Below are 25,399 nucleotides of genomic sequence, written 5' to 3'. Positions count from 1 at the left end.
TCATGGGTAAAAACATTCGACGTGTCGCCTATGGAGTGGTCACGGTCGCGGTGCTCGGCGCGATAGGTTATACCGCGTTAGTGCAATATGGGCTGCATAAAAGCTACCCGCAACAGGTGCTGGTTGCTGAGAATCCTGATCAACTGAACGAACAAATCAAGCGTGGGGAGTATGTTGCCAGGCTGTCAGATTGTACGGCCTGTCATACCGCAGAGGGTGGTCAACCGTTCGCCGGGGGGTACAAACTTAACACCCCATTTGGCGCGATCCTTTCTTCCAATATCACTTCCGATCCGGATACCGGCATCGGCGGCTGGTCGCAGGAGCAATTCGATCGTGCAGTGCGTCACGGTGTCGGCTCTCACGGATACCTGTATGCGGCAATGCCCTACAATGCTTACGCTAAATTAACCGATCAGGATTTAGCCGATTTGTGGGCTTATATCCGTACCATTCCGCCAGTCAAAAACCAGGTTGTGGAGAACCAGCTCCCGTTCCCGTTCAACCAGCGCTGGACGCTGGCAGGATGGAATCTGTTATTTTTCAAAGACAAGGTATTTGAGCCGCAGGCTAATGTCAGTGACCAGGTGAACCGTGGTGCTTATCTGGTTGATGGTCCCGGACACTGCTCGTCCTGTCATACGGCAAAAAATATGCTGGGTGGCGATACCTCCGCTTATCTGCAGGGGGGAGCGTTGCAGGGATGGTACGCACCAGACCTGACGCCTGATCCCCATGCAGGTCTCGGCAAATGGAGTGAAAGCGATATCGTGTCTTATCTGCGATCGGGCACCAATAAGATGACTGCGTCATCCGGTCCGATGACGGAAGCCATCGAAAACTCGACGCAACACATGACAGATGACGATCTTCAGGCAATCGCACTTTATCTGAAGTCTCTGCCTGCATCCGGAACACCTGTGCCCCAGCCTCTTTCAGCTGACAATACCGCCATGATTGTAGGCAAGAAAGTCTTTGAGTCTCAATGCAGCGCCTGCCATGTCTCTAATGGGAGTGGCATCCGTAATATGATCCCTGCGCTGGCAGGTAACCCGCAGGTGAATTCCCCTGACCCATCAAGCCTGATTAATGTGGCACTGAATGGCAGCCAGGGGCCATTTACCCATGCGAATCCAACGGCAGCAGGTATGCCGGGTTTTGCCCAGAAACTTTCTGACAGTAACATCGCGGATGTGATGACCTACATTCGTAACAGTTGGGGTAATTCGGCTGGACAGGTCTCTACAGAGGATGTGGCAAAAGCACGTTCATCAACCCAGGCGCAGCCGTGGCTGGGTAGCAAAATACAGTAATCGATAAATCTAAGCCCCGGCAGATTTTCTCCGGGGCTTAATTAAATATCTTGTTATTCCAGCATCAGGTTAACTTTTCCGGCATCGGCTTCATTATCGCCGGATGAATTAACATAAAACATCACGACAACCGACATCAGCAGCGAAACTGCCATAAAAGTATAGGATGCACCCGGCGAGTTGGTTAAACCATTTAAATAACCGACTAACCATGCACCGAGAAATGCCCCTAATGCACCACAGCAATTAATCAGCCCCATTGAAACACCCGCCACATTCTTTGGCAGAATTTCCGGAATAAAAGCAAAGAAAGGTCCATAGGGTGCATACATACAGGCTGCGGCTAAAACCAGTAAGCCATAAGACAGCCAAAAATGCTGTGAACCAATCAGCCAGGAGCCAAAGAAGGTTATCGAAGCAACCATTAATAATGGCCAGATAAATACTTTCCGGTTTTGAAATTTATCCGATAACCAGGAAACCAGCAACATGGTGACAATCGCGGCAAAGTATGGCACCGCGGTAAGCCAGCCTACGGAGACAATATCAATGGTGGCGGCCATTTTCAGGATAGAAGGCATCCACATCATAAAACCATAAACTCCGACACTCCACAGTGCATGAACGAAACAGAGCATCACCACTTTTTTGGATCGCAAAGCCTCGCCATAGTTGCGCATCGGCTTAATATTCTTTTGTTCTTCATCGAGCTGGTTTTGTAACACGCGTTTTTCTTCAGGATTCAGCCAGGTCACCTGTGATGGCTTATCTCTGACTAAAAACCACCAGGCAAATGCCCACAGTACCGCAGGAGCCCCTTCAATCATGAACATCTCCCGCCAGCCGAAGGCATCAATCAGATAACCCGATGCGATTGACATCCATAACACGGTCACCGGATTGCCTAACACGAGGAAAGTATTCGCTCTGGAACGTTCGGTTTTTGTGAACCAGTTACTGATATAAATCAGCATTGCCGGCATCACTGCCGCTTCCACAACGCCCAATATGAAGCGGATGACCATCAGCATGGGGATATTGGTCACAAACCCGGTGGCGGTGGCACAGAAACCCCACAAAATTAAGCTGACGAAAATAAGTTTCCGTACACTGCGATGAACGGCGTAAATTGCGCCCGGCACCTGAAAAAAGAAATAACCTAAAAAGAACAATGCGCCAATCAGCGACGACGTTGCATGAGATATTCCCAGATCTTTTTCTATTCCTGATGCAGCAGCAAATCCATAATTAGCCCGATCCAGATAAGCCAGGCTATAAGTGATAAATATAACTGGCATTAAATACCACCAGCGTTTGGCAGGTAATGCAATATTATTCTTATGCATCTCTTTCATCAGTGCGCCCCTGGATATGAAAGTTACTATTGGAAGACAAACGGGATAATTTTAAAAAGCCACCCAATCTGTTACCCGTAACCCTACCTGAAGCACCATCACAAGAATTGTGATCAATGTCTCAACCAGGTTTTTACATCCTGTCCTGTAACTTAATTTTGGTAACACGTCTTTGTAACATTACGCAGCAGTCAGACTTGACTATTTAAAGGGGCAATGAGTCATACGGATAAGATAAAATACCCGCCTGTGAGTACTGACGGATATATTTTCCTGCGACATTGCGTTCTCAGTAAAGACTCATCAGAATTTCGCAGGGACTGAGTGGGCTACCGATTCAGGAGGTCTTTTTCGATGAACCTGACCACAGCATCCGCATCGCATGAAGGAATCACCTCGGTAGCGATAGCTTTTGCTTCTTCAATGCCGTTCTCAGGAACGTAGCAGCGATCGGCATTCATCAGCATCGGCAGATCATTAAAGTTATCGCCAAACGCCACCACTTCGTTAACCCCCAGATAATCTCGCAGGAAGTCGATGGCTGAGCTTTTTGACGTCTGGTCAGACAGGATATTCATAAAATAAATATCCGGTTGCGCGCTGTAGACATCACGGTTGAGAAGGCAATGCGCACCCTCTTCGCCGGTGATAGCGTTCTGCAGTAATGACAGGGTGTGGTAGTCATGGTAAATGACAAAATAGAGCGGGACATACTCTTCCGGCAGTTCACTAAATGACACCGTTTTGAAGATTTTCTCCCCCAGAAAGGGGCGTTTACTCTCGATAAAGTGCTGGCTCAGGTCATCACTGGCTGTCTTATAGAACAGGCCATATTCAGTGCCCTTCAGGCAGTAGAGAAATCCTTCCTGGCCGCATCGTTCCAGTTCACGCTCGACAGCCCGGATTAAATCATCGTGCAGACGCAGGGTTTTCACCGGCTTGTCCGCAATCATATCGAAGATAAACAGCCCATCACTGAGTATCGCCGGGCAGGAGAACTTTACGCCTTCCAGCAGCATATTGACTGAACTCAGCGTTCTGCCCGTTGCACAGGTGAAAAACACGCCTTTGTCAAAGAAAGCTTCTATGGCATGTCGGGAATAGTCCGACAATACCCCGCCACTGTTCAGGAGAGTCCCGTCAAGATCGCTGACATAAAGCGTTTTTTTCATCTTATTCCTCTGGCTGACAACAGCGGTATCCACATGCGCCATATATGCCACACGCCATAGGGAAATGATAGACCTGGTGCTTATGTTTAAGACAGGTACTCAGGACCAAACCTGATGCCCGTTACGGGGCAGAAAAGAGTTATTTTGCGAGGGATCGTTGACAAGCGATATTTATTACACCCCGGCATAATAATCAGAAATAATATTATGCCGGGGGGATAATCAGATATTTACTTTTAATTGCTGGATAAAACGGCTGCGCCAGGGTTTAAGTACCAGTAAGGCCAGTAACGCACACACAATATCCAGCGTAATCGCGCATGCAAACACCAGGCCCCAGCTGCTGGTATGCTGATACAATAATGCCGCCAGCGGGCCACCAAAGATCGAACCAATACCCTGAGAAATATACAGCCATCCATAGTTAGCGGTGGCGAAGCGGGTGCCAAAGGTATCGGTTAACGTGGCCGGGAATAACGAAAATATCTCACCCCAGCCAAAAAACACCAGCCCGGATAGCAAAACAAACAGCAGAGGATCATCCTTGCACAGTAGCCATAACGTCATTGCACAACCTTCCAGCCCAAACGCAATGAACATCATCTTTTCACGGCCAATACGGTCGGAAATATAGCCGCACACCGGTCTGGTGAGGCCATTCATAAAACGGTCAATGGTCATGGCCAGAGGCAGCGCAGCCATACCCAGCACCGTCACCGAAGTAATACCAAAATCACCGGCAAAAATGGCCATTTGCGATGTCACCATCAGGCCAGACGTTGACATCATGGTCATCATGACAAACATCAACCAGAAAAGTGGCTGACGTAACATTTCCCGCGATGTGAAGTTTTTGCTGCTGACATTGTGGGGAACATCGGCGCTCTGAGCCGTTGAAGCTTGCGGTGCACGTAGCCCCTGGCTGGCGATAAAACCCACCACAGCCATGATCAGACCAAACTGCCACAAGGTATTTTCCAGCCCTTTCGCTGCCAGAGAGGAGGTGATCGGAAACGTCGTCAGGACCGCCCCCATACCATATCCTGCCGCCACCATGCCGGTAGCAAACCCTCTCTTCTCAGGAAACCAGCGCACCATCAGGCCGACGACACCGATATAAACAATGCCGGTACCCAGCCCTCCCAGCACACCATAATAGAGATATAACTCCATCAGCGATTCCATGCGCGCAACCAGCATCCAGCTCAGTCCCGTCAATACGGTCCCTACGGCAATCAATTTACGCGGCCCAAAGCGATCAATAAGCTTGCCCTGAATAGGTGAGAAGAACGTTTGCAAAATAATCAGAATTGAAAAAGTAATCTGAATCTCGGCCAAAGGCGCATTTAGCTTTTCCATCAATGGGCGGGTAAATAATGCCCAGACATATTGGGGGCTGGAGATCGATATCATACAAAGCAGTCCCAAAGCCAATTGACCCCATTTTTTCTTTTGGCTAACGACGACAGCGTCAGACAATGCTGTATTAGTCATATTATTGCTCCGACTGACAAGTGAGTCAGTCAGATTTGCATATACCATGCCAAAGTTAATATCGGTGTTAAGGCGACGCCAGCGGCAGAATATTGGCATATTACAGCACCAGCTTGCACCAAAATGTTGCAGTAACACCAGGAAGAGAAGTGGATGCCAAAATATTAAAGCCGGAGGGTAAATTTACCCCCGGCTCCGAAATTGAATGCAAACTTTAAAGTCGCTTTGTTGCTGGACGGCCTCTCCTTGCGTTAACGCAGTTGCGCCGAGTAGTGTTCTACCCTGTCATCCAGCACCAGCATATGCCCGGCATAGTGAGTAAACAGATATGCACTCCCCAGCGCGGGTAACACCTGCTGCGGTGTCACGCCACAGGCCCAAAACACCGGCACCTGGCCGGAGTGCACCCCGGGAAAGACACCGAAGTCCGGTGCTGCCAGATCGGTAATACCAATCTCTGCGGGATCGCCAATATGTAACGGCGTCCCATGTGCAGAGGGATAGGCCGCACTCAGCGCCACCGCTTCATCCACTTTATCTGCTGCGACGGGACGCATACTCACTGCCACATATCCCTGCATACGGGCAGTGGGCTGGCACGGAATCTGTGTCAGATAGACCGGTGGCGCGGCAAGACTCACCGGAATACCTGCGCGGCGCAATGCACCATCCAGCGAGTGGCTGCATCCCAGCAGGAACGCCACGGCATCATCCGGCCAACGGCCGAGCAAATCGTACGGCTCATCTACCAGCTGGCCCTGCTGCCAGACACGATAACGGGGAAACATGCTGCGCAGATCAATGTGGCTTTTTCCCATTAAAATTTCGGTCTGTCCCGGTTCGCTGACTGCTAATACCGGGCAGGCTTTCGCATTGCGCACGCAAAACAGCAGGAATTCATAGGCGTCGGATTGCGGTAATACCACCAGATTGGCTTGCTGATAGCCATCCAATAACCCAGCCGTGGGTTGACGCCATTCGCCACGCGCTGTCGCCGCCCGTAACGCCGCCGGTGTGCTAAAAGGGGTCATTTAAGCACCTCATTATGGGTATCTTTGAGGCGCATCAGCGTCCACAGGCTAAGTAGCGCCGCGCATGCCATAAAGATGCCCGGAACCAGCAGGAAACCGGTTTTATTGATCAGCAGGGTCACTAAATACGGCGTGATACCGCCACCCAGAATCGCGCCCATATTGATGCTGATCGCCATGCCGGTGTAGCGCATGGCTGTCGGGAACTGCTCGGCATAAGTGGGATACCCTACCGATTGCACAATTGGCATCGGTAGCGTGGCAATAAACATCGCCAGCGCGGCCAGCCAGATGTTGTGGTGGTCCATCAGCATCATCATCGGAATCACCAGCACCACATAACCGATAAATCCAATGCGCAGAATGGCACGACGTCCGTAACGGTCTGACAAACCACCCCAGAACGGCATCATGCTGGCCATTGCCAGGCTGATGCCGGCCATCAGCCAGAACACCTGTTTTTTGTCAAAGCCCAGCCAGGAGGTCAGATAGATATTCATAAACACGAGGCCAATCCAGTAACCGGCATTCTGGCCGAACGTCAGCATGATGACACGTAACATGGCTGGCGTTTGGGTACGGAAGACATCGCTGAACGGACGCTTTTGTATTTTATTGCTGGCAAGAAATTCTTTAAAGGCCGGGGTTTCTTCGACCTGGTGGCGAATTAACGCCGAGAAAATCACCAATGGGATGGTCAGCAGGAAGGGTATGCGCCAGCCCCAGGCCGCCAGCTGAGTATTGTCCAGCAGATTGCTGGTCACACCGCACACCAGCGCTGCAAACCCGCCACCGAGCGCCACCCCTACCGGGGTGAAGGCACCATAAAAACCGCGTCGCCCCGTCGGTGAAGATTCGGCAACAAATGCCGCCGCTCCAATAATTTCCGCACCGGCAAAGAATCCCTGAATCAGGCGCAGCACCACCAGCAGCAAGGGTGCCGAAATACCCACTGCGGCGGCAGTTGGCAACAGACCAATGGCTGCCGTTGCGCCTCCCATCCCCAACACGGTCAATAATAATACTTTGCGGCGACCGATACGGTCGCCAAGTCTGCCCAGTAAAACCCCGCCTAGCGGACGAATTAAGAACGCGCTGCCAAATACCGCCAATATAGAAAGCAGTGCCGCCGTATCATTTCCGCCGGGGAAAAACAGCGGTCCAATAATAACCGCCATAAAGCCATAAATACCGAATTCATAATATTCAATGGCGGTGCCGGTCATGGAGGCTATTGCCGCACGCCGGGCAACGCTGCTTTCACCATACTGTGGTTTGACACGCCCGCGAGGTAAGGTTAATTGTGATTCAACTTCATACGACATTTTTCACCTGCCTTGTAAAACAATGAGATGGAGGTTCAATATCAGCCGTGCGGCTATTGTTTTTTCTGAACACTGTCATTGATCTGGAGCAAGAGAAATGCCATTTGTCGAACTGATAAAAATGTTTCGTGCTTAGCGTCACTGAATGATAAAAATGATGGATGAGTTAATTAAATGATTTTTATTTTCATTTGCGAGCATACTTTTCCGCTTATTTCCCCCTCCTTTCAACCGTTAAACGGGAAATAAAAAACACTTAGCAGGCGATCATTTATTCCGCTGCACGTTATGCAGGCAATATCCTCATTTTGGTGCAGGGAAATAGCAGGCATTAAAAAACCGGTCATTGACCGGTTTATATTTACCGCGAATAAAATAACGCTTACGTGCACAAAGCATTCAGCCATGCAGCACGCTCAATCGCCAGTTGTTGTGCCTGATCGACGCTGATCAGCCGAAATTGTATTTCGTCCCCAGGCAGCATTTGCGCCAGGCGCGGCAGATCGACGCTGGCAACATGGGCAATTTTTGGGTAGCCGCCGGTGGTTTGCGCATCGGCCATCAGGATAATCGGCTGTCCATCGGGCGGCAGTTGCAGGGTACCGTAATCCACCGCTTCCGAAGGCAGTTCCCTGGCCTGTTCCCGGGTAATCACTTCCCCCTCCAGGCGATAACCCATGCGATTCGAATCCTGGCCGATGCGATAAACAGCAGCCAGAAAGCGTTGCTGCATGTCAGCGGAGAGTTGCTGCCAGTGACGTCCGGCCATCAGGCGAATGGGTTGTTGCTCGCGAGGGAAAAGCGCTGGCGCGTTAAAGGGCAACACGCGGGGGGTGGCGTTGGCAAAGGCACTGCGGGTAACCAGATGATCGCCCTGACGCAGATAGCGTCCGGCAAAACCGCCAAACTGCGCCATCAGGCAAGTGCTGCGGCTGTTCATCGTCGGTGAAACATGAAAGCCACCGTGCACAGCTAAATATGCCCTCGCTCCCTGCCGACGCTGACCAAAACCGAGCACCGCCCCGGCAGGAACAGAAATCGCCTGCTGCATGGGCACCGGCTGCCCGTTAATATGCGGGGAAAGATCGGCCCCGCACAGTGCGATAACAGCACGACGCCAGAAGCGTAGGCGTGGCCCCAGCAGGGTAATCTCCAGAGAAGCGCAATCGCGCTGATTACCGACTAACAGATTGGCAAGGCGGTGAGAGTAGCGGTCCATCGCACCACACACCGGAACACCCGCCTGCTGATAACCGTAACGCCCTTCATCCTGCAGGCTGCTTGCCATACCCGGGTGTAACACCTCAAGCGACATACGGCATGTCCTCCAGCGCTTTGAATTCCGCTTCATCAATGGCGCGAAAGCGCACCCGATCACCGGCCTGTAACAGGCACGCCGGTTGGCGTTCGCTGGAAAACAGCGTCAGCGGCGTTCGCCCTATCAGGTTCCAGCCGCCCGGTGAGGCCAGTGGGTAAATCACCCCCATCTGGTTGGCAATACCGATCGATCCTTTTGCGACAGAAAGACGCGGTGTAGCGCGACGCGGCAAGGTAAAGATCGCATCCAGCGCCCCAAGGTAGGGATGACCGGGCAAGAAGCCGAGCATCAGCACATCGACGACTTTTTGCTGGTGACGGCTGACCACTTCCTCGGGTGATATCCCGCAATGCTGCGCAATATTTATCAGGTCCGGTGCGTACTCCCCCTGATAGCAGACAGGAATGACCCTCTCGCGTCCCTGTTCCGTTTCCTGCGGGGAAAAACGACTCAAGATTGCATCCAGGCGATTCACCAGCTGGCTGTAAGGTGACAGGGAATTATCGATACGCCACAGCACTTCCGGCTGATAGTGAATACCGAGCGAATGCGCCGCCGGGACGATATCACGGACGCCAGGCAGTGGATTAGCATGCAGAAATCGCGCGAGCTGAGAGAGCAGAGTATGGGGTGCGGAATGCCCGGGTAAGGTGACAATCATGCAGCGTTCACCTGAAGGATCGCGCCGCCACGTCAATGTTTTCTTGACCATAGTGTCCCGTGATCTGGCGAGGCGAACCTCGCCCTGGCAGTGGCTTAACGAGCGAACAGCTGGCTCATATCTTTGAACGCTTTGAATTCCAGCGCATTGCCACACGGGTCGAACAGAAACATGGTTGCCTGCTCGCCCACCTGACCTTTGAATCGGACATAGGGTTCGATCACGAATTCAGTCTTGAAATCACGCAGGCGGGCAGCCAGCGCTTCCCACTCTTCCCAGCTCAGAATGATGCCGAAATGCGGCACTGGCACATCGTGACCATCGACAGGGTTGGTATGCGCATGATCCTGGTTCGCGGTTTTAGGATGTTCGTGGATCACCAGCTGGTGACCATAGAAGTCAAAGTCCACCCACTGGGTGCTGGAACGGCCTTCGCTCAGACCAAAGACTTCGCCGTAAAAGCTACGCGCAGCAGCCAGATCGTAAACAGGAATCGCAAGGTGAAAAGGACTTAACGCCATGTTGTGCTCCAGAATCAAGGTTGTATTGGTGTCGTTGTGATTCTGTGATAATAAGGATAAAATTTTTTATTAAAAGCGAATATATTTTTCGTCAAACAACAATTTTTTCGATGAGTGTGGATATTATGCTGCGTGAGCTAAAAACCTTTGTAGCAGTAACTCAGTTAGGATCTTTTGCCGCTGCCGGACAACGGATTGGCTTAACCCAGTCGGCAGTCAGTGCGCAAATTCGCAGCCTCGAAGAAGCGCTGGGAATGCAGCTGTTTGACCGCTCCGGTCGCACCGCCATTCTCAATGCTGATGGCAATCGCGCGTTACCGATGGCCGAAGAGATTCTGCAAATCTTCTCCCGCATGGCCCAGCCCGAAAACCTCAATGATTATCGCGGTTCGATAAAAATTGGCGCGATATCCTCGATTCAGACCGGATTGTTACCGCAGGCATTGACTCAACTGCACGCCACCGCACCGGGGCTGGAGACCAAACTGCTGCCGGGGGTTTCTTTTAACCTGCTGACCCAGGTTGAAGCGGGGAATATTGACCTTGCCGTGGTGATAAAACCGGGATTTCCGCTGGCGAAAGAGCTGTGGCATAACACGCTGGTGCGCGAACCTTATGTGCTTATTGCCCCCGCAACGCTTACGGGCGACGAACCGCTGGCGTTGCTGCGCAGCCAGCCGTTTATTCGCTATGACCGCACCTCGTTTGGTGGGCGTCAGGTCAGCATGTTCCTGCGCGAACATCGTCTGGAACCCAAACTGGCGCTGGAAGTGGATGAAATCGATGCCATCGTAAAAATGGTTGAGAGCGGCTTAGGTATCGCGCTGGTTCCCTGGGCCGGATTATGGACGGAGCGGCAGTGTGCCTTGCGTATTCTCCCCCTTGGCGAGCTGACGTTCTACCGCGAACTGATCGTCGTCACGCGCTATGCCAACCATAATGCCCCGTTACATCGCCTGATCATCGAGTGCCTGCAACAGGCGGCTCTCCCCTCAGGTGAAGCCCCGGTTTCCGCCGGTTAATTTGCCGCGCGCAACATTTTGCACATATGTGCAAAAAGGTCGCAAAACTGTCACATTGCACCGATATATTCCTGTCTGTTTTCAACCGACAGGGATGCATCTGTGTCTTATCAAGCCGAAACTCACCCGCGCAACCTGGCGTGGACGAAACTCCGCCACGCGTTGTCCATCATCAGCCAGGAGCCTGCGAATCTGCTGGGTGCACTGCTGATGATGCTATTTAGCTGGATCATTCTTGCCCCGGTGGTTGCGGTACTGCTGAATGCCGTGCTGGTGCAAAGTGGCGACGAAGGCCGCACCGATGCCACTGAGGGCGCATTCACCACTTACTACCTGCTGCGCACCCTGACATCAAAAATGTCGCATCTGCTGCTCTGGACACCGTTACTCAATACGCTGGCCGTGGCCCTGAGCACCGTGGTGGGTGCACTGATCGTCGGGATGACGCTGGCCTGGCTGATCAACCGCACCAACGTCGCGGGCAGAAAGTGGTTCGCCACCCTGCTTATCGTGCCGTTTATGCTGCCCTCCTGGACCTTCGCCCTGGCGTGGACCACCATTTTTAAAAATCACGCCATTGGCGGTCAGCCGGGTTGGCTGGAGGCGATGGGGATCCAGACGCCAAACTGGGTGGCCTATGGTTACTTCCCGATTGTGGTGATCATGGTGCTGCACTACGCACCGCTGGTGATCCTGATTGTCGGCAATGCCCTGAAGCGCATGGATAGCCAGATGGAAGAATGCGCCAGGGTGCTGGGTGCCTCGCGCCGCACCATTGCCTGGAAAATTATCATTCCGCTGATGCGCCCGGCGCTGTTGTCTGCCGCCTTGTTGATCTTCGCCGACTGCATTGGTGAGTTCGCCCTGCCCTATATTCTTGGGCTTCCGGTGCACTTCGACACCCTCTCCACCGGGTTATACCGGGCAATCGGCACTCGCCAGTCCGGCGTGGCAGCGGTTATCGCCACGGTGATTATGCTGATGGGGATGATCACCCTGATCCTCGATATGAAGATGCTGCGCGAGGCAAAACGCTTCGTCACCGTCGGCGGTAAAGGCGTGATGGAACGTCGCCGCCAGCTGGGATCCTGGCGCATACTGGCCTCCTTTCTGCCGCTGGCGTTTGTGCTGCTGGGGGTGGCGATTCCGCTGATCACCCTGTTCCTGTCAACAGTGATGACCCTGCCAGGCCGCTTCACCGCCGACAACTTCACGCTGGCGTATTGGATCGGGCATAACCTCGATACCGTCGCCCTGCATAACGGCATCCTGCTGACGCCGGAATTCTGGCATACGGTGTGGAACACGCTGCTGATCGTCGGCTCCGCCTCCGCTGCCTGTGGGGTGCTGGGCTTACTGGTGGGTTATGCGGTGATGCGCTGCCATTCGCGCTGGATCGCGGCGTTCTTGCGTCAGTTAACCTTCCTGCCGTATCTGGTGCCCGGCATCGCCTTTGCCGCCGCCTTTCTTTCGTTGTTTGCCGTGGCTCGTGGACCGGTTCCGGCGTTGTACGGCACCCCGCTGATTCTCATCCTGGCATTGATTGCCGAAAAAATGCCTTATGCCAGCCGTTCCGGTATTGCGGCCATGACCCAGTTAGGCAAAGAAGCGGAAGAAGCGGCACGTATCGCCGGTGCCGGTTGGTTCGCGCGCATTTCCCGCATTGTGATCCCCATTCAGGCGGCCCCGTTGGCCACCGGGATCCTGCTGCCGTTTATCTCTGGCATTAAAGGCGTGAGCCTGTTCGTCATCCTCGCGACCCCAGCCACAGATGTGCTGACCACCTATTCCCTGCGTCTGATTGACTACAACTACCAGCAGGCGGCCAACGCCGTGGTGCTGATGATTGCGCTTATTTCCTGGGCTGGCACGGTGATCATTCAGAAAATCACCGGGACTGGTCTGGCCGATGGTCTGGAGAACTAACATGCCCTCAATCCATTTATCCAATCTGACCAAAACCTATGCTGGCAGCAGCGCGCCAGCGGTCAACAACATCAACCTGACAGTTAAAGACGGCGAATTTATGTGCCTGCTCGGACCGTCCGGCTGCGGTAAAACCACTATCCTGCGCATGATTGCCGGGATTGAGCATGCCAGCGGTGGCGAAATCATCATCGGAGACAACGTGGTGGACTCTGTACTGCAGGGGACCTGGTTGCCTCCTGAGAAACGCGGCATCGGTCTGGTTTTTCAGAGCTACGCGCTGTGGCCGCACATGACCGTGGAGCAGAACGTGGATTTCGGTCTGCGTCTGCAAAAAGTCCCGGCTAAAGAGCGCGTTGCCCGGTGCCGCGACGTGATGGAGAAACTGCGTATCGCCGATTACGCCGCGCGTTATCCGGCCCAGCTGTCTGGCGGGCAACAGCAGCGTGTTGCCCTGGCGCGCATGCTGGCGGTTAACCCCGGCGTGCTGTTGCTTGACGAGCCACTGTCTAACCTCGATGCCACGCTGCGGCTGGAAATGCGCGCCGAGCTGCGCCGCTTACATGCCACCTTCGGCACCACCATTGTTTTTGTCAGCCACGATCAGTGGGAGGCGATGACTCTCGCCACCACCATCGCGGTGATGAGCGCCGGGCAGATGCAGCAGGTCGGCACGCCGGATGAAATCTATGCCACCCCAGCGAACCGCTTTGTCGCCGAGTTTATCGGCACGCCACGGCTGAATATGATCCCGCTTGATCAGCCGTTAAGCCCGCTGGCGCAACATTTACAGCAGCGCTTCCCGCTGGACGCACCGGCGCAGGTCTGCGGGATCCGGCCAGAAGAAGTGGTGATCAGCGCGGAATCCGTCAGCAACAGCGTACCAATGACCATCGATAACATCATGCCCACTGGCGGCAGCTGGGTGATTGAACTGGTGGCTGGCAATGATCATCTGTTCCACTCCACCCAATTGCGACCGCGCTGGCAGGCACAGCAGCAGGTGCATTGCCAGTTACCCGCTCACTCCCTGCATTTCTTTAACAGCCACGGGCAGCGTGTCCCTGCCCTTTAACCCAATTGTTCACTTGATGATGGAAGCAAAATGAAACGTCGTTTAACCGCCCTTTTCGTCACCAGTACCTTACTCAGCGGCCCGCTGGCCCATGCGGAATCCTTCGATTTGCAGGCCCTGATCGCTGCCGCCAAAAAAGAACAACCGATTACCGTCTATGCCTCCACCGGGAAGATTGTGCAGCAGGCGAAAGCTTTCAGTGAGCAATACGGGTTACAGGCGACCGGGGTAAAAGCCGATGCCCCGCAGATCATTGAAATCATGAGTCGTGAAGCGCAGGCAAAGAATGTCAGGACGGATGTAGCCATTGTCGAGGATGCGCCAGCCGGGATGACGCAGCTGATCAATAAAGGTTATGCCCAAAGCTGGGTGCCAGAGGATCTGCGCGGCAACATTGCCGCCCGCTATCAGCAACCGCTGACCGTGGTGCTGGCACCGAACGTCTTCGCCTACAACACCGATCATCACACCACCTGCCCGGTCACCAATATCTGGCAGCTTACCGAGCCACAGTGGCATGGCCGGGTGGCGATGCAGGATCCCACCAGCAAACCCGCGTATACCGACTGGTTCAGCCAGATGGAAACCCATTACGATCAGCAGATCCGCGATGCGTACCAGCAGGAGTTCGGCAAACCGCTGCAAACCGATGAAAAATCGGCCACCGCGGCTTTCGTCAAAGCGCTGGCAGGCAACGGCGTTTTGCTCACCCATTCTGATAACGATGCCGCTTCCGCCATTGGCGCGCCGGATGGCAAAACTGACTTTGTTGGGCTGGTTTCAACTGCCAAATTTCGAGACAACAAGCTGGGCATGAAACTGGGCCTGTGCAGTGGCATGAAACCCTTTATTGGCTGGAATTATCCCAGCCTCGGCGTGATCGCCACCGGTAGCCATAGCCCGAATACGGCTAAACTGTTTATTCATTATCTGTTAACGGCTGAAGGCATTGCCCCACAGGGTGTAGACGGCAAAATGTCTACCAATCAGACGGTAAAACTGCCTGCTGATGAAGCCTCCGGCATCGAAAAATACCGGGCAGAATTGATGGAATACCTGACGGCAACGGCCAAAAACGACTGGAAAAGCCGTCAGGACTGGCAGGATATCTGGAGCCTGAACTATCAAAAATAGCGATTGACCAGACCAGGCGATCACCCTTTTTCTCTTCATCACAGGCAGATAACCTTGATCCATATCGATATAGAACAACGAGAAGCGGCGCTGAAACGCATTATCATCGAGGCGGGAGAGTCAGCGCTGCGTTATTTTCAATCGCGCAAAGCGGGTGAATATCAACTCAAAGGCCATCAGGATATTCTCACCGAAGCCGACACTGCCGTTGAGGCGCTGGTGTTGCAGGCCATCACCGACGCCTTCCCCGACGACCTGGTGCTGGGCGAAGAGAGCGCCCATCCACCCGCCAGTGCAGAGAGTTTGTGGGTGGTAGATCCGATTGATGGCACCGCCAACTATGCCCGCGGCATCACCCATTTCTGCGTGTGTATTGCCTGGGTTCACCAGGGCATCACCGAGTTGGGTGCCATCTACAACCCGGTCAGCAAGGAGCTTTACCAGACGCGCCGTGGTCACTATGCGCTGAAAAATGATCAACCGTTACACTGTAACGCCATTGACGATATGCAGCAGGCCTGTTTAGAACTGGGCTGGTCTTCCCGTCATAGTCAGCGCCGCTATCTCGACGTGATGGCTGCCATGCTGAATCAGGGGGCCAGCGTGCGTCGCGGCGGCTCCGGTGCGCTGGCGCTGGCCTGGGTCGCGGAAGGACGCACTGATGGTTATGTTGAACTGCATATGAATGCCTGGGATTGTCTCGCAGGCTTGCTGCTGGTGCGCGAAGCAGGCGGCCAGACCGGGCCGGTTCCCGGCGATGCAGCTGGTATTTTTAACGGCCTGCCGGTACTGGCGTCCGCGCCAGGCATCGCGGCCTCCGTTGCACGCGCCTCAGGCATCCCACTGGACACCCCGCCAACGCCGCTCCCGGCCTTGACAACGCATTATCCCCGCCCGCCGCTAAGTTTAATCGTCAGCGATTTTCCCGGCTGGGAGGTGGATATCTATATCGGCGGATCCAGCGGCGTGTGCGATGCGGCGCTGCTGGCCGAACATGATATTGGTATCGTGATTAACTGCGCGGTGAACCTCGATATCGACTGGGTCACCACCCCGGAAGACCTTGCTGCGGCGCATCTGCTGAATCACGGTTCCGGTGCGGTGCGTTACTACAAACTCGGCCTGATTGACGGCGACGGCAATGCGCCAGAAATGCTGCATGCCGGGTATTACCTGATGCGTTCGGCGCTCCAGCAGCAGATTCCTGATAAACCCTCCTACCGCAACCGCAAAAGGGGCAATATTCTGGTTAACTGCCGTGGCGGACGCAGTCGCTCAGTCGCGCTGGTAGCATTGTTTATGCACCTTGAATGTCCGCAACGCTATCCAACCCTGGATGATGCCCTGACCGTGGTCCGTGACAAGCGTCAGCTCCATCCGGATGAATGGTTTGAGACACCTAAACCCTCGCTGACCCGGCTGGCGGAGCATGCCATCGCCATCGAAAACGCACTCAGCGCGGCAGGTTTGCGTCATGAGCGATAAAAATCCGGGTTTTGCCAGCGCCACCGAGGTGGCGCGCCTCGCGGGCGTTTCCCGTTCCGCGGTGTCGCGCACCTTTACCCCTGGCAGCAGCGTTTCGGCGGAAACCCGGCGTAAAGTGCTCGCGGCCGCACAGGCGCTTAATTATCACGTCAATCATCTGGCGCGTGGCCTCTCCAAAGAGGCCAGCCGCCCGGTGTGTATCCTCGGCGGCAATCTGGCGTCGCCGTACCAGGCCAGTTTACTGGAGCACCTTACCCGCAGCCTGAATAAATATGGCCGGGCTGTGATGGTGATCAACACCGATGACGGCGAGGACAGCGCCAGAGAAGCCCTGCAACAGACGCTTAACTACCGTTCCACGGCAACCATTGTGTTGTCAGGCAAACCCCCCAGCTCGCTGATTGAAATATGTCTGCAAAGTGGTCAACAGGTGATTGTGATCAACCGCATGGGGCAGTTTGCCGGAGCAGATAGCATTGAGATCGATTACAGCTCGACCATGAATGAAGCCTTTAAGCTGCTGGTTAACGCGGGCTGTCAGCAGATCGCGTTGGTTTCCTCCTCTGCGCGCTCGCCAAGTATGGTGATCCGCGAAACCCGCTTTCTGGCAGCCGCGGCTGAAGCCGGGACTCAGGTGTCGCTGGTCAGGCCCGGTAGCGCCAGCTATCAAAGCGGTGTCGATGCGGCGCGGGAGTTGCTGAGTCAGACAGCACGCCCGGATGGCGTGTTCTGCATAACCGACCTTATCGCCTGCGGGTTTATGGATGCGGCGAGATATGAGTTTGGTTTACGCATTCCACAGGATATCAGTGTCATTGGCTTCGATAACATCGAACAGGCCAGCTGGCTGGGTTATCAACTCACCACCTTTTCCCAGCCGCTGGCCGAGATGGCCGAAGCCACCTGCGAACTACTACTGTCCCCCACCGCCGATAGACCGAGCCGCCGGGTGTTTCAGGCGCTGCCGGTGCGGCGTATTAGTTTAAAAGCCTGAGACAGATTTCGGGTTTTGCAATGGAAGATTGTGCCAGCGCAAGGCGCATCTTCCCGCCATCCGGAAGGACAAACGCATTAATTTTGTGAGGATTTCGCTAAAAATAAGTGTGTAAATATTTCAGGATGTTGTTGAGAATGTAAAAGAAATACTTATTATAACGATAATCATTATCAACAATAAGATGAGTTTCCCTTATGAATCACCCTTCTGTAAATCCGGGTATTAGCGCGATGACCCGGCCGGTATTTATGACTCACCCTTCTTCTGTGCTCCACCCGAATTGCAATAAAATCACTATTAAACAATAACATAAAACACTTTCTGGGAAAGATAACCATGAAACAACCTTATCTCTGGGTCATAAAACCCTGCCTGATTGCCATGCTCTCTTCCGTGGCCTGGGCGGAGGAGTCACCAGATGGACAGCTGGTGGTGTCTGCCAACCGTTCACACCGCAGCGTGACGGAAATGGCCCAAACCACGTGGATTGTTGAACAGGCCGAGATCGAACAGCAGGCTCGGGGCGGCAAGGAATTGAAGGAAATTCTGGCGCAGCTCATTCCGGGTATGGACGTAAGCAGTCAGGGACGGACCAATTACGGTATGAATATGCGCGGACGCTCCATGATGGTGATGGTTGATGGCGTGCGTCTCAATTCATCGCGTAGCGACAGCCGTCAGCTGGATTCCATCGATCCTTTTAATATCGAACACATTGAAGTGATTTCAGGGGCGACATCGCTTTATGGCGGCGGCAGTACCGGCGGCCTGATCAACATCGTCACCAAAAAAGGTCAGCCAGAGACGCAGGTTGAAGTTCAAACCGGGCTTAAAAGCGGATTTAACAGTCATAACGATCATGATGAGAACATCGCCGCAGCAGTCAGTGGCGGTAATGACAAGGCAGCTGGACGCTTGTCAGTGGCATACCAGCGTTACGGTGGCTGGTATGACGGTAAGGGTGATGAAGTCATTATCGATAACACCCAGACCGGGCTGCAATATTCCGACCGCCTGGATGTCATGGGCACCGGAACGCTCAACATCGACGACCATCAGCAATTGCAGCTGACAACGCAGTATTATAAAAGCGAATCGGATGGCAAACACGGCCTGTATCTGGGAGAGAACTTCTCCGCCGTGACAGGCTCGGGTAATGCTTACAATAGCGGCAATCTGGATTCAGATCGTCTGCCCGGCACTGAACGTCATCTGATTAATCTGCAATACTCGAATACCGATTTTCTCGGTCAGGATCTGGTTGCCCAGATTTACTATCGCGATGAAAGTCTGACGTTTTACCCCTTCCCGACGCTCAGTGGCGGGCGCGTTACCAGCATCGGTGCGTCACAACAAAAAACGGATTTTTATGGCGGAAAACTGACGCTTAACAGCAAGCCGGTTGATGCCCTGACGCTGACTTATGGTCTCGATGCAGAACATGAAACCTTTGATGCTAATCAGCAATTTTTTGACCTCACCACCGCTGCCGCCAGTGGTGGGATGACGCTGAACAATGCGTACAATGTGGGTCGCTACCCGGGTTACAGTATTACTAACCTCGCGCCGTTCCTGCAATCCAGCTACGACTTTGCCGCCATCACGCTGAGCGGCGGCGTGCGTTATCAGTACACCAAAAATAAAGTGGATGATTTTGTCGGCTATGCCCAGCAGCAGGCGATTGCCACTGGTCGAGCCAACTCGGCAGATGCGGTTCCTGGCGGCACCACCGACTACAACAACCTGCTTTTCAATGCGGGTATCCTGGGACATCTGACGGAACGTCAGCAGCTGTGGTTCAATTTTTCGCAAGGCTTTGAAATCCCGGATCTGGCGAAATATTACGGGTCCGGCACCTATCAGCTCAGTAATGGTCACTACAATCTGACCAATAGCGTCAACGTCAATAACTCAAAACTGGACGGTATCAAGGTTGATGCCTATGAACTTGGCTGGCGTTTTACCGGCGATAATGTGCGAACCCAAATCGCGGCCTATTATTCCCTGTCGGATAAAACCATCAGCATCAACAAAACAGACATGACGATTAACCTCGACGACGACAAACGCCGCATTTATGGCGTGGAAGGTCAGGTGGATTATTTCTTTAGCGACAGCGAATGGAGTACCGGGACCAATTTCAATCTGATCAAATCTGAAACCCGTGTCGAAGGAAAGTGGCAGAAGCTGAGCGTGGATAGCGCCAGCCCTTCTAAAGTCAGCGCCTGGCTCAACTGGGCACCAGGTAACTGGAATCTGCGAGTGCAGAGCACCCAGACCTTCGATGTTTCCGATGCGGATGGCAAAAAAATCAATGGTTACAACACGGTGGATCTGCTGGGAAGTTATGACCTGCCAATCGGCAAACTCAGCTTCAGTGTCGAAAACCTGCTGGACAAAGATTACACCACCGTCTGGGGCCAGCGCGCGCCGGGTCTGTACAGTCCGACCTACGGTGATGCCGGTCTTTATACTTACAAGGGGCGAGGCCGAACCTTTGGGCTGAACTATTCCGTCGTGTTCTGATCGTTTTATCAGGCACCCAGCGGGTGGGTGCCTGACGCGCGTTATGCCATCACCGCATCAACAATTTTATTCAGCTCGCCGTTATCAATGAACTGACGAACCGCCGCCAGATCCGGGTACATGGCGCGGTCACGATCGCGAAACGCCACTTTTGTTCTGATCAATTGCAGTGCCGCTGAGGTGACAGTGGCGGGTTGTAATGGTGCATGAAAATCCAGTGCCTGGGCCGCGCACAGCAATTCGACACTTAATAAATCGGCCAGATTACGGGTGGCAGCCTGCGCTTTACGCGCTGATGCCGCGCCCTGCGAAATATGATCCTCCTGTCCCGCCACCGTAGACATGGTGTGTACTGACGCCGGGGCCGCCAGCAGGCGATTCTCAGCAGACAACGCCGCCGCCACGCAAGGCGAGATGGAGAATGCCGAACCACCGCCCTGATCAGCGGAAAGAAATCCCGGTAAACCACTCAGATGGCCGTTCACCAGCCGATCGCTGCGGGCCTGAGATATCGTTGATAAAGTGGCAATCGCTATCGCCAGGTGATCAAGCGCCAGTGCCACCGGGGCACCATGCCCATTACCACCAGGCAGGGCGACTAACGCGTTATCTTCAACAATAAACACTGGATTATCAGTTAACGAGTTGATTTCTATCTCCAGCACGCGTCGGCACCAGGCGATAGCATCCCGCACCGCACCGTGCACCTGCGGAATACAGCGCAAACTCAGCGCATCCTGCAAGCGATGATCGCGATAGTGAGCCAGGATTGCACTGTCCGCTAAAATTTTCACTAAGCGTTCGGCGGTTTCGGTCTGACCAGGATGCGGACGAAAGCGATGCAAACGTGGATCGTAACCACGGGTATTCCCCTTCATGGCTTCCAGACTCATCGCACCAGCCAGATCGGCCAGCTTGATCAGCGCCTCACAGCGGACCAGTGCTATCGCCCCGAGCCCACTGATCTCATAAGTGCCACTGATCAGCGCATGCCCTTCGCGCGGCCCCGGTTCACGCACCGCAATACCAGCACGACGCAGTGCTTCAGCGCCGGATAACAGTTCGCCCTGATACCAGGACTCGCCTTCGCCAAATACCGCCAGCCCGATATGCGCCGTCGCAATCAGATACCCCACCGAACCACCCATTGGGGCGCGGGGAATCACCCCCTGGTTCAGCATTGCCACCATAGTGGCGAGCAACTCAGGTGACACACCACTGGCACCTTTCAGCATCGCCACAATGATGGTTGCCATAATCGCCCTGACATTGCTGGCATCGAGCGGTTCACCTACCCCGCTGGCGTGACTACGCAGCATATTCAGCTGGGTGCGTTTGATCTCTTCAGGGGTTAATTTGACGGAATACAAATCACCGATACCGGTTGTCAGACCATAAATTGGCATGCCACTGGTTATTGCGCTCTGCATAAGCATCTGCGTTTTGCGCATATTTTCCAGAGAGGCAGTATCAAGTGAAACCTTAGCCCCGGCAGCGATCGCCACAATATCGTCAACGGAACATCCCTGATCGCTTAATATCACACGCTCTTGCTTCATCAACACTGCATGCATGAAGTCTTTCATTTCATATCCAGCCGTCATGATAATCAGGTGGAAGAGTTTCCTCTTCCACCGTGTGGAGTTAGTTTATTTTATGTGCTTTAAGCCAGTCATTGGCGATCGTATCAAAATCATCATGATCATTAAGACGCGCATTCATCGCAATCAAATCTTCCGTGGTTAACGCCTGAGAGATCGCATTTAACGTATCACTCACGGTCTTATCTGCCTTATCGGCGGACAGCAAGGGAACGACATTCTGCACCGGATTAAGATTTTTGGTATCTTTTAACGACACCAGATTTTTGGTGTTAATGGCAGGATCGGTGGAGAACACACAGGCAACATTCACCTGCCCGTGTTCCAGGGCAGAAAGCGTCAGCGGACCACAGACATCCAGCGTTTTATAGGATTTAAAATTCAACCCATAGACTGATTTTAATCCGGGGATCCCTTCCGGGCGGGTTTTCCATTCTGCCGGACCGCCGAGGATCATATTTTTACTGTGATCCTTAAGATCATCGATATCTTTCAGATTATATTCACTGGCGGTTTTCTTCGTTACCGCGAGGGTCACCACATCCTGAGCCTGTGAGGGCGTCAGCATGGCAATCCCTTTTGGCAACACCTTCTTCAGGTCACTGGTCACTTGATCGCTGCTTTTCGCCGTAGAATTCTTATCAAAATATTGCAGAGCCGCACCGGTATATTCCGGAATCAGGTTGATCGAGCCATCAGTGAGCGCGGGCATGTATACCTCCCTGCTGCCGATATTCATTTTCCTTTCAACATGAATATTCTTCGCTGCCAGCGCATCCGCATAAATAGTCGCTAACAGCTGGCTTTCAGGAAAATCCGCCGATCCGACAATAATCGTTGTTGGCGTTGCCGCATAGGATGCCTGAGCAAACGCGAGAGAAAACAGTGACACGGCAAAAAAATGACTCAATTTCATTTAAGCAGACTCCGGTTGCGTGTAGAAAATAAACGAATGGGTGATTTCAGCAGGGACTCCCGCCGTAAAATGCCAGGGGAAACAATGATTCTGATCAGCAGTGAAAAAAAGCAATCAACAAGCAGTGCCAGCAATGCCACCAGCACTGCGCCAGCAATCATCTGTGGATAATCGTTTTGTGCGCGCCCATCAATAATTAACCGTCCCAGACCGCCTAATGAAACATAAGCAGCGATGGTGGCGGTGGAGATGATTTGCAGCGTTGCGCTACGAATACCTGAAATAATCAAGGGTAAGGCACAGGGTAATTCTACGGTTAATAACAGACGTAAGTCGGAATATCCCATTCCTCTGGCGGCATCAATCACGGTACGATCGATACTGGTTATTCCCGACCAGATGCCAAGCATGATCGAAGGCAGTGCCAGGGCAATTAACACAATCAGGCTCGGGATGATAAAGGCTAAATCCGAGGTAAAAACCGGCCCCAGAACAATCACCAGGATAATGATCAGGCCAAATGAAGGCAAAGCCCGCAGAGCGTTGGCGCAACCGAGTAATAATCGTTCACCTTTGCCAGTATGGCCGCAGTAGCAACCAATCGGAAAAGCCACGATCATGGTACAAATCAGGGCAACCGCGCTGTAAATCAGATGTTGGTAGATCAGTACCCATAAGCCGCCATCGCCCGTCCAGTGTGCGCCATCAGCAAACCAGTCAATCATGATGTTCTCCTTGCCGGTTGCCACAGCACCAGACGACGGGTGCCATAGACCACCAGGTTATCGAGGATAAAGGCCAGCAGAATGCACAACACCACTCCGGCGATGATCGGCGTCAGAAATTGCAGCTGAAAACCCTGGGTAAACAAACTGCCTAATTGTGGCGTGCCCACCAGCGCCGCAATCGAGACAATGCTGACGTTAGAGACGATGGCAACACGGATACCTGCGGCAATCACCGGTATGGCGATCGGCAGATCGATGGCGACAAATTGCTGCAAGGGTTTGTATCCCAGCGCAAGAGCCGCCTGGCGGATATCCGGCGCGACGGAATCCAGTCCATCGCATACCGTACGCACCAATAAGGCGAAGGCGTAAATTGTCAGCGCCACCACCACATTGATGGTGTCGAGAATGCGTGTTCCCAGCACGGCGGGCAGCAAAATAAACAGCGCCAGCGAGGGAATGGTATAAAGCAGGCCAAACAGATTGAGGATGAGCGCTTTCAGGCGCGGCACAGCCTGAATTAAGCGTCCAATCGGGATAGCCAGCAATAAGCCGATCAACACCGGCACCACAGACAGCCAGAGATGCCAGATAAACAGCTGGAAGATCTGATCGCTTTGCCGCCATAACCAATCAAACCTCATAACCCCACCTCCTTATTACTGGCACGCAGGGTTTCCAGCACATTATCAAAATCCATTGCCCCTAACAGGCGTTGCTGGTCATCAACAATAATGCCCCTTTGGCAGGGGGAGCTGAGAACCGCGTCCGTCAGCTGACGTAACGTGCCGGATAACGGCGAGAAAGTGCTGCCAAGATTAATGTCGTGCAGGTCAACGGTTGCTGCCGTGGTCTGTTCCACATCAAACCATCCCAGCGGTTTCTGATCTTCGGTGACCAGAATCCAGCGCCCCTGAGCCAGCGCTCTGGCGTTGGCCACACTCTCACCCACGCTGATACTGGGTTCAGGTTGCAAAGGCAACTGTGGGTGCAAAGGGCTGAAAGTTAAGCGGCGATAACCACGATCCCGGCCAATAAAATCAGCAACAAACGGGCTTTTAGGCGCGCTAAGCAATGTCGCCGGAGAGGCCATTTGCGCCAGTCTGCCACCCGGCATCAGCACCGCGACCTGGTCTCCCAGCTTCATCGCCTCATCAATATCGTGGGTGACCATGATGATGGTTTTGCCAATTTCCCGTTGCAGACGGAGAAATTCATCCTGCAGCTGTTCACGCACCACCGGGTCAACCGCACTGAATGGCTCATCCATCAGCATAAATTCCGGGTCAGAAGCCAGCGCCCGCGCAACACCGACGCGTTGCTGCTGTCCGCCCGAAAGCTGCCAGGGATAGCGGGTTGCCAGTGCTGCCGATAACCCCACCCGTTCCAGCAATTCGTGTGCCGTTTTACGCGCCGCCTGGCGGGTTGCACCGTTGAGAATGGCGGTCACAGCGATGTTATCAATGATGTTTTTATGCGGAAAAAGCCCCGCATTCTGAATGACATAGCCAATTCTTCTGCGCAGTTTGACCACATCCATTTCTTCAATGGACTGACCATTGAGTAAAATTTTCCCCGATGAATGCTCAATTAACCGATTAATCATGCGTAATGTGGTGGTTTTGCCGCATCCTGATGGCCCGACAAGAATGGTGAGCTTCCCGGTCGGCGCCGTTAAGGACAGCCGGTCAACAACCAGCGTGCCATCTTCATAATGTTTGGTGACGTTCTCGAACGAAATCATGATTAATCCACTACCTTATTTTCTGTGCCACCCCACAATGAACGCTGAATGAGGG

21 protein-coding genes are annotated in these 25,399 nt (G+C 53.4%); 8 read left to right on the top strand and 13 right to left on the bottom strand.

Features of this window, described 5'->3' with window-relative positions; translation table 11 throughout:
- Positions 1-2 precede the first annotated feature (2 nt).
- The gene (locus tag RCF31_RS27595; protein ID WP_416414587.1) at positions 3-1,313 is read left to right on the top strand and encodes a c-type cytochrome; all 1,311 of its coding nucleotides are present in this window, start codon (positions 3-5) and stop codon (positions 1,311-1,313) included.
- Between the two features lie 53 nt (positions 1,314-1,366).
- On the opposite strand, the gene RCF31_RS27590 is transcribed toward RCF31_RS27595, so the two are convergent.
- The 8 genes from RCF31_RS27590 to RCF31_RS27555 all read right to left on the bottom strand — a co-directional run bounded on the left by RCF31_RS27590 (position 1,367) and on the right by RCF31_RS27555 (position 10,190).
- Positions 1,367-2,668 (bottom strand): MFS transporter, encoded by a 1,302-nt coding sequence (locus RCF31_RS27590; protein WP_299454011.1) that lies wholly within the window; start codon positions 2,666-2,668, stop codon positions 1,367-1,369.
- A 329-nt stretch (positions 2,669-2,997) separates the two neighbouring features.
- Positions 2,998-3,840: an HAD family hydrolase gene (locus RCF31_RS27585; RefSeq protein WP_416414586.1), complete on the bottom strand. Its 843-nt coding sequence runs from the start codon at positions 3,838-3,840 to the stop codon at positions 2,998-3,000.
- 222 nt (positions 3,841-4,062) lie between these two features.
- The gene (gene oxlT, locus RCF31_RS27580; RefSeq protein WP_416414585.1) at positions 4,063-5,334 is read right to left on the bottom strand and encodes an oxalate/formate MFS antiporter; all 1,272 of its coding nucleotides are present in this window, start codon (positions 5,332-5,334) and stop codon (positions 4,063-4,065) included.
- Positions 5,335-5,585: 251 nt separating this feature from the next.
- Entirely contained in the window at positions 5,586-6,365 is a 780-nt protein-coding gene (locus RCF31_RS27575) for a D-glutamate cyclase family protein (protein ID WP_299454019.1), read from the bottom strand.
- Positions 6,362-7,690 carry an MFS transporter gene (locus tag RCF31_RS27570; RefSeq protein WP_416414584.1) on the bottom strand — a complete coding sequence of 443 codons (1,329 nt, stop codon included), beginning with the start codon at positions 7,688-7,690 and terminating at the stop codon, positions 6,362-6,364. The genes RCF31_RS27575 and RCF31_RS27570 overlap by 4 nt, the downstream gene beginning before the upstream one ends.
- Before the next feature lie 382 nt (positions 7,691-8,072).
- On the bottom strand, positions 8,073-9,005 hold the full coding sequence (locus RCF31_RS27565) for a biotin-dependent carboxyltransferase family protein (RefSeq protein WP_416414583.1): 933 nt from the start codon (positions 9,003-9,005) through the stop codon (positions 8,073-8,075).
- On the bottom strand, positions 8,995-9,669 hold the full coding sequence (gene pxpB / locus RCF31_RS27560) for a 5-oxoprolinase subunit PxpB (protein WP_416414582.1): 675 nt from the start codon (positions 9,667-9,669) through the stop codon (positions 8,995-8,997). The genes RCF31_RS27565 and pxpB overlap by 11 nt, the downstream gene beginning before the upstream one ends.
- A gap of 95 nt (positions 9,670-9,764) precedes the next feature.
- Positions 9,765-10,190 carry a VOC family protein gene (locus tag RCF31_RS27555; protein WP_299454029.1) on the bottom strand — a complete coding sequence of 142 codons (426 nt, stop codon included), beginning with the start codon at positions 10,188-10,190 and terminating at the stop codon, positions 9,765-9,767.
- A 125-nt stretch (positions 10,191-10,315) separates the two neighbouring features.
- Here RCF31_RS27555 and RCF31_RS27550 point away from each other — a divergent pair, with 125 nt between their 5' ends.
- The 7 genes from RCF31_RS27550 (at position 10,316) to RCF31_RS27520 (ending at position 20,355) form a co-directional block, all read left to right on the top strand.
- Positions 10,316-11,212 (top strand): LysR family transcriptional regulator, encoded by an 897-nt coding sequence (locus RCF31_RS27550; RefSeq protein ID WP_416414847.1) that lies wholly within the window; start codon positions 10,316-10,318, stop codon positions 11,210-11,212.
- Between the two features lie 102 nt (positions 11,213-11,314).
- Complete coding sequence (locus RCF31_RS27545; protein WP_416414581.1) at positions 11,315-13,138, top strand: ABC transporter permease; 1,824 nt, start codon at positions 11,315-11,317, stop codon at positions 13,136-13,138.
- 1 nt (position 13,139) lies between these two features.
- Positions 13,140-14,213: an ABC transporter ATP-binding protein gene (locus tag RCF31_RS27540; RefSeq protein ID WP_416414580.1), complete on the top strand. Its 1,074-nt coding sequence runs from the start codon at positions 13,140-13,142 to the stop codon at positions 14,211-14,213.
- 30 nt (positions 14,214-14,243) lie between these two features.
- On the top strand, positions 14,244-15,347 hold the full coding sequence (locus RCF31_RS27535; protein ID WP_416414579.1) for an ABC transporter substrate-binding protein: 1,104 nt from the start codon (positions 14,244-14,246) through the stop codon (positions 15,345-15,347).
- 54 nt (positions 15,348-15,401) lie between these two features.
- Positions 15,402-16,832, top strand: a complete 1,431-nt coding sequence (locus RCF31_RS27530) for an inositol monophosphatase family protein (protein ID WP_416414578.1) — start codon at positions 15,402-15,404, stop codon at positions 16,830-16,832.
- A complete protein-coding gene (locus tag RCF31_RS27525) occupies positions 16,822-17,826 on the top strand; it encodes a substrate-binding domain-containing protein (protein ID WP_416414577.1) in 1,005 nt (334 codons plus the stop codon). Before RCF31_RS27530 ends, RCF31_RS27525 begins: the two co-directional genes overlap by 11 nt.
- A 339-nt stretch (positions 17,827-18,165) precedes the next feature.
- The gene (locus RCF31_RS27520) at positions 18,166-20,355 is read left to right on the top strand and encodes a TonB-dependent siderophore receptor (protein ID WP_416414576.1); all 2,190 of its coding nucleotides are present in this window, start codon (positions 18,166-18,168) and stop codon (positions 20,353-20,355) included.
- Positions 20,356-20,396: 41 nt separating this feature from the next.
- On the opposite strand, the gene RCF31_RS27515 is transcribed toward RCF31_RS27520, so the two are convergent.
- The 5 genes from RCF31_RS27515 to RCF31_RS27495 form a co-directional block, all read right to left on the bottom strand.
- Positions 20,397-21,914, bottom strand: coding sequence for an HAL/PAL/TAL family ammonia-lyase (locus tag RCF31_RS27515; RefSeq protein WP_416414846.1), 1,518 nt, complete (start codon positions 21,912-21,914; stop codon positions 20,397-20,399).
- Positions 21,915-21,999: 85 nt separating this feature from the next.
- Positions 22,000-22,872 carry an ABC transporter substrate-binding protein gene (locus RCF31_RS27510; RefSeq protein WP_416414575.1) on the bottom strand — a complete coding sequence of 291 codons (873 nt, stop codon included), beginning with the start codon at positions 22,870-22,872 and terminating at the stop codon, positions 22,000-22,002.
- The gene (locus RCF31_RS27505; RefSeq protein WP_416414574.1) at positions 22,869-23,597 is read right to left on the bottom strand and encodes an ABC transporter permease; all 729 of its coding nucleotides are present in this window, start codon (positions 23,595-23,597) and stop codon (positions 22,869-22,871) included. The genes RCF31_RS27510 and RCF31_RS27505 overlap by 4 nt, the downstream gene beginning before the upstream one ends.
- Positions 23,594-24,244 carry an ABC transporter permease gene (locus RCF31_RS27500; RefSeq protein WP_416414573.1) on the bottom strand — a complete coding sequence of 217 codons (651 nt, stop codon included), beginning with the start codon at positions 24,242-24,244 and terminating at the stop codon, positions 23,594-23,596. The genes RCF31_RS27505 and RCF31_RS27500 overlap by 4 nt, the downstream gene beginning before the upstream one ends.
- Positions 24,241-25,344, bottom strand: a complete 1,104-nt coding sequence (locus RCF31_RS27495) for an ABC transporter ATP-binding protein (protein ID WP_299454059.1) — start codon at positions 25,342-25,344, stop codon at positions 24,241-24,243. The genes RCF31_RS27500 and RCF31_RS27495 overlap by 4 nt, the downstream gene beginning before the upstream one ends.
- Positions 25,345-25,399: the final 55 nt, after the last annotated feature.

Origin of the sequence: Pantoea sp. App145, assembly GCF_047947045.1 — a bacterium.
GTDB lineage: Bacteria > Pseudomonadota > Gammaproteobacteria > Enterobacterales > Enterobacteriaceae > Pantoea.
The sequence above is the reverse complement of the archived record's forward strand: the minus strand, read 5'-3'. Positions and strand labels throughout refer to the sequence as shown.

Coding starts and splice junctions, on each gene's coding strand:
- RCF31_RS27595 (WP_416414587.1), top strand. CDS start 3: ATGGGTAAAAACATTCGACGTGTCGCCTATGGAGTGGTCACGGTCGCG.
- RCF31_RS27590 (WP_299454011.1), bottom strand. CDS start 2,668: ATGAAAGAGATGCATAAGAATAATATTGCATTACCTGCCAAACGCTGG.
- RCF31_RS27585 (WP_416414586.1), bottom strand. CDS start 3,840: ATGAAAAAAACGCTTTATGTCAGCGATCTTGACGGGACTCTCCTGAAC.
- oxlT (WP_416414585.1), bottom strand. CDS start 5,334: ATGACTAATACAGCATTGTCTGACGCTGTCGTCGTTAGCCAAAAGAAA.
- RCF31_RS27575 (WP_299454019.1), bottom strand. CDS start 6,365: ATGACCCCTTTTAGCACACCGGCGGCGTTACGGGCGGCGACAGCGCGT.
- RCF31_RS27570 (WP_416414584.1), bottom strand. CDS start 7,690: ATGTCGTATGAAGTTGAATCACAATTAACCTTACCTCGCGGGCGTGTC.
- RCF31_RS27565 (WP_416414583.1), bottom strand. CDS start 9,005: ATGTCGCTTGAGGTGTTACACCCGGGTATGGCAAGCAGCCTGCAGGAT.
- pxpB (WP_416414582.1), bottom strand. CDS start 9,669: ATGATTGTCACCTTACCCGGGCATTCCGCACCCCATACTCTGCTCTCT.
- RCF31_RS27555 (WP_299454029.1), bottom strand. CDS start 10,190: ATGGCGTTAAGTCCTTTTCACCTTGCGATTCCTGTTTACGATCTGGCT.
- RCF31_RS27550 (WP_416414847.1), top strand. CDS start 10,316: ATGCTGCGTGAGCTAAAAACCTTTGTAGCAGTAACTCAGTTAGGATCT.
- RCF31_RS27540 (WP_416414580.1), top strand. CDS start 13,140: ATGCCCTCAATCCATTTATCCAATCTGACCAAAACCTATGCTGGCAGC.
- RCF31_RS27535 (WP_416414579.1), top strand. CDS start 14,244: ATGAAACGTCGTTTAACCGCCCTTTTCGTCACCAGTACCTTACTCAGC.
- RCF31_RS27525 (WP_416414577.1), top strand. CDS start 16,822: ATGAGCGATAAAAATCCGGGTTTTGCCAGCGCCACCGAGGTGGCGCGC.
- RCF31_RS27520 (WP_416414576.1), top strand. CDS start 18,166: ATGAAACAACCTTATCTCTGGGTCATAAAACCCTGCCTGATTGCCATG.
- RCF31_RS27515 (WP_416414846.1), bottom strand. CDS start 21,914: ATGAAGCAAGAGCGTGTGATATTAAGCGATCAGGGATGTTCCGTTGAC.
- RCF31_RS27510 (WP_416414575.1), bottom strand. CDS start 22,872: ATGAAATTGAGTCATTTTTTTGCCGTGTCACTGTTTTCTCTCGCGTTT.
- RCF31_RS27505 (WP_416414574.1), bottom strand. CDS start 23,597: ATGATTGACTGGTTTGCTGATGGCGCACACTGGACGGGCGATGGCGGC.
- RCF31_RS27500 (WP_416414573.1), bottom strand. CDS start 24,244: ATGAGGTTTGATTGGTTATGGCGGCAAAGCGATCAGATCTTCCAGCTG.
- RCF31_RS27495 (WP_299454059.1), bottom strand. CDS start 25,344: ATGATTTCGTTCGAGAACGTCACCAAACATTATGAAGATGGCACGCTG.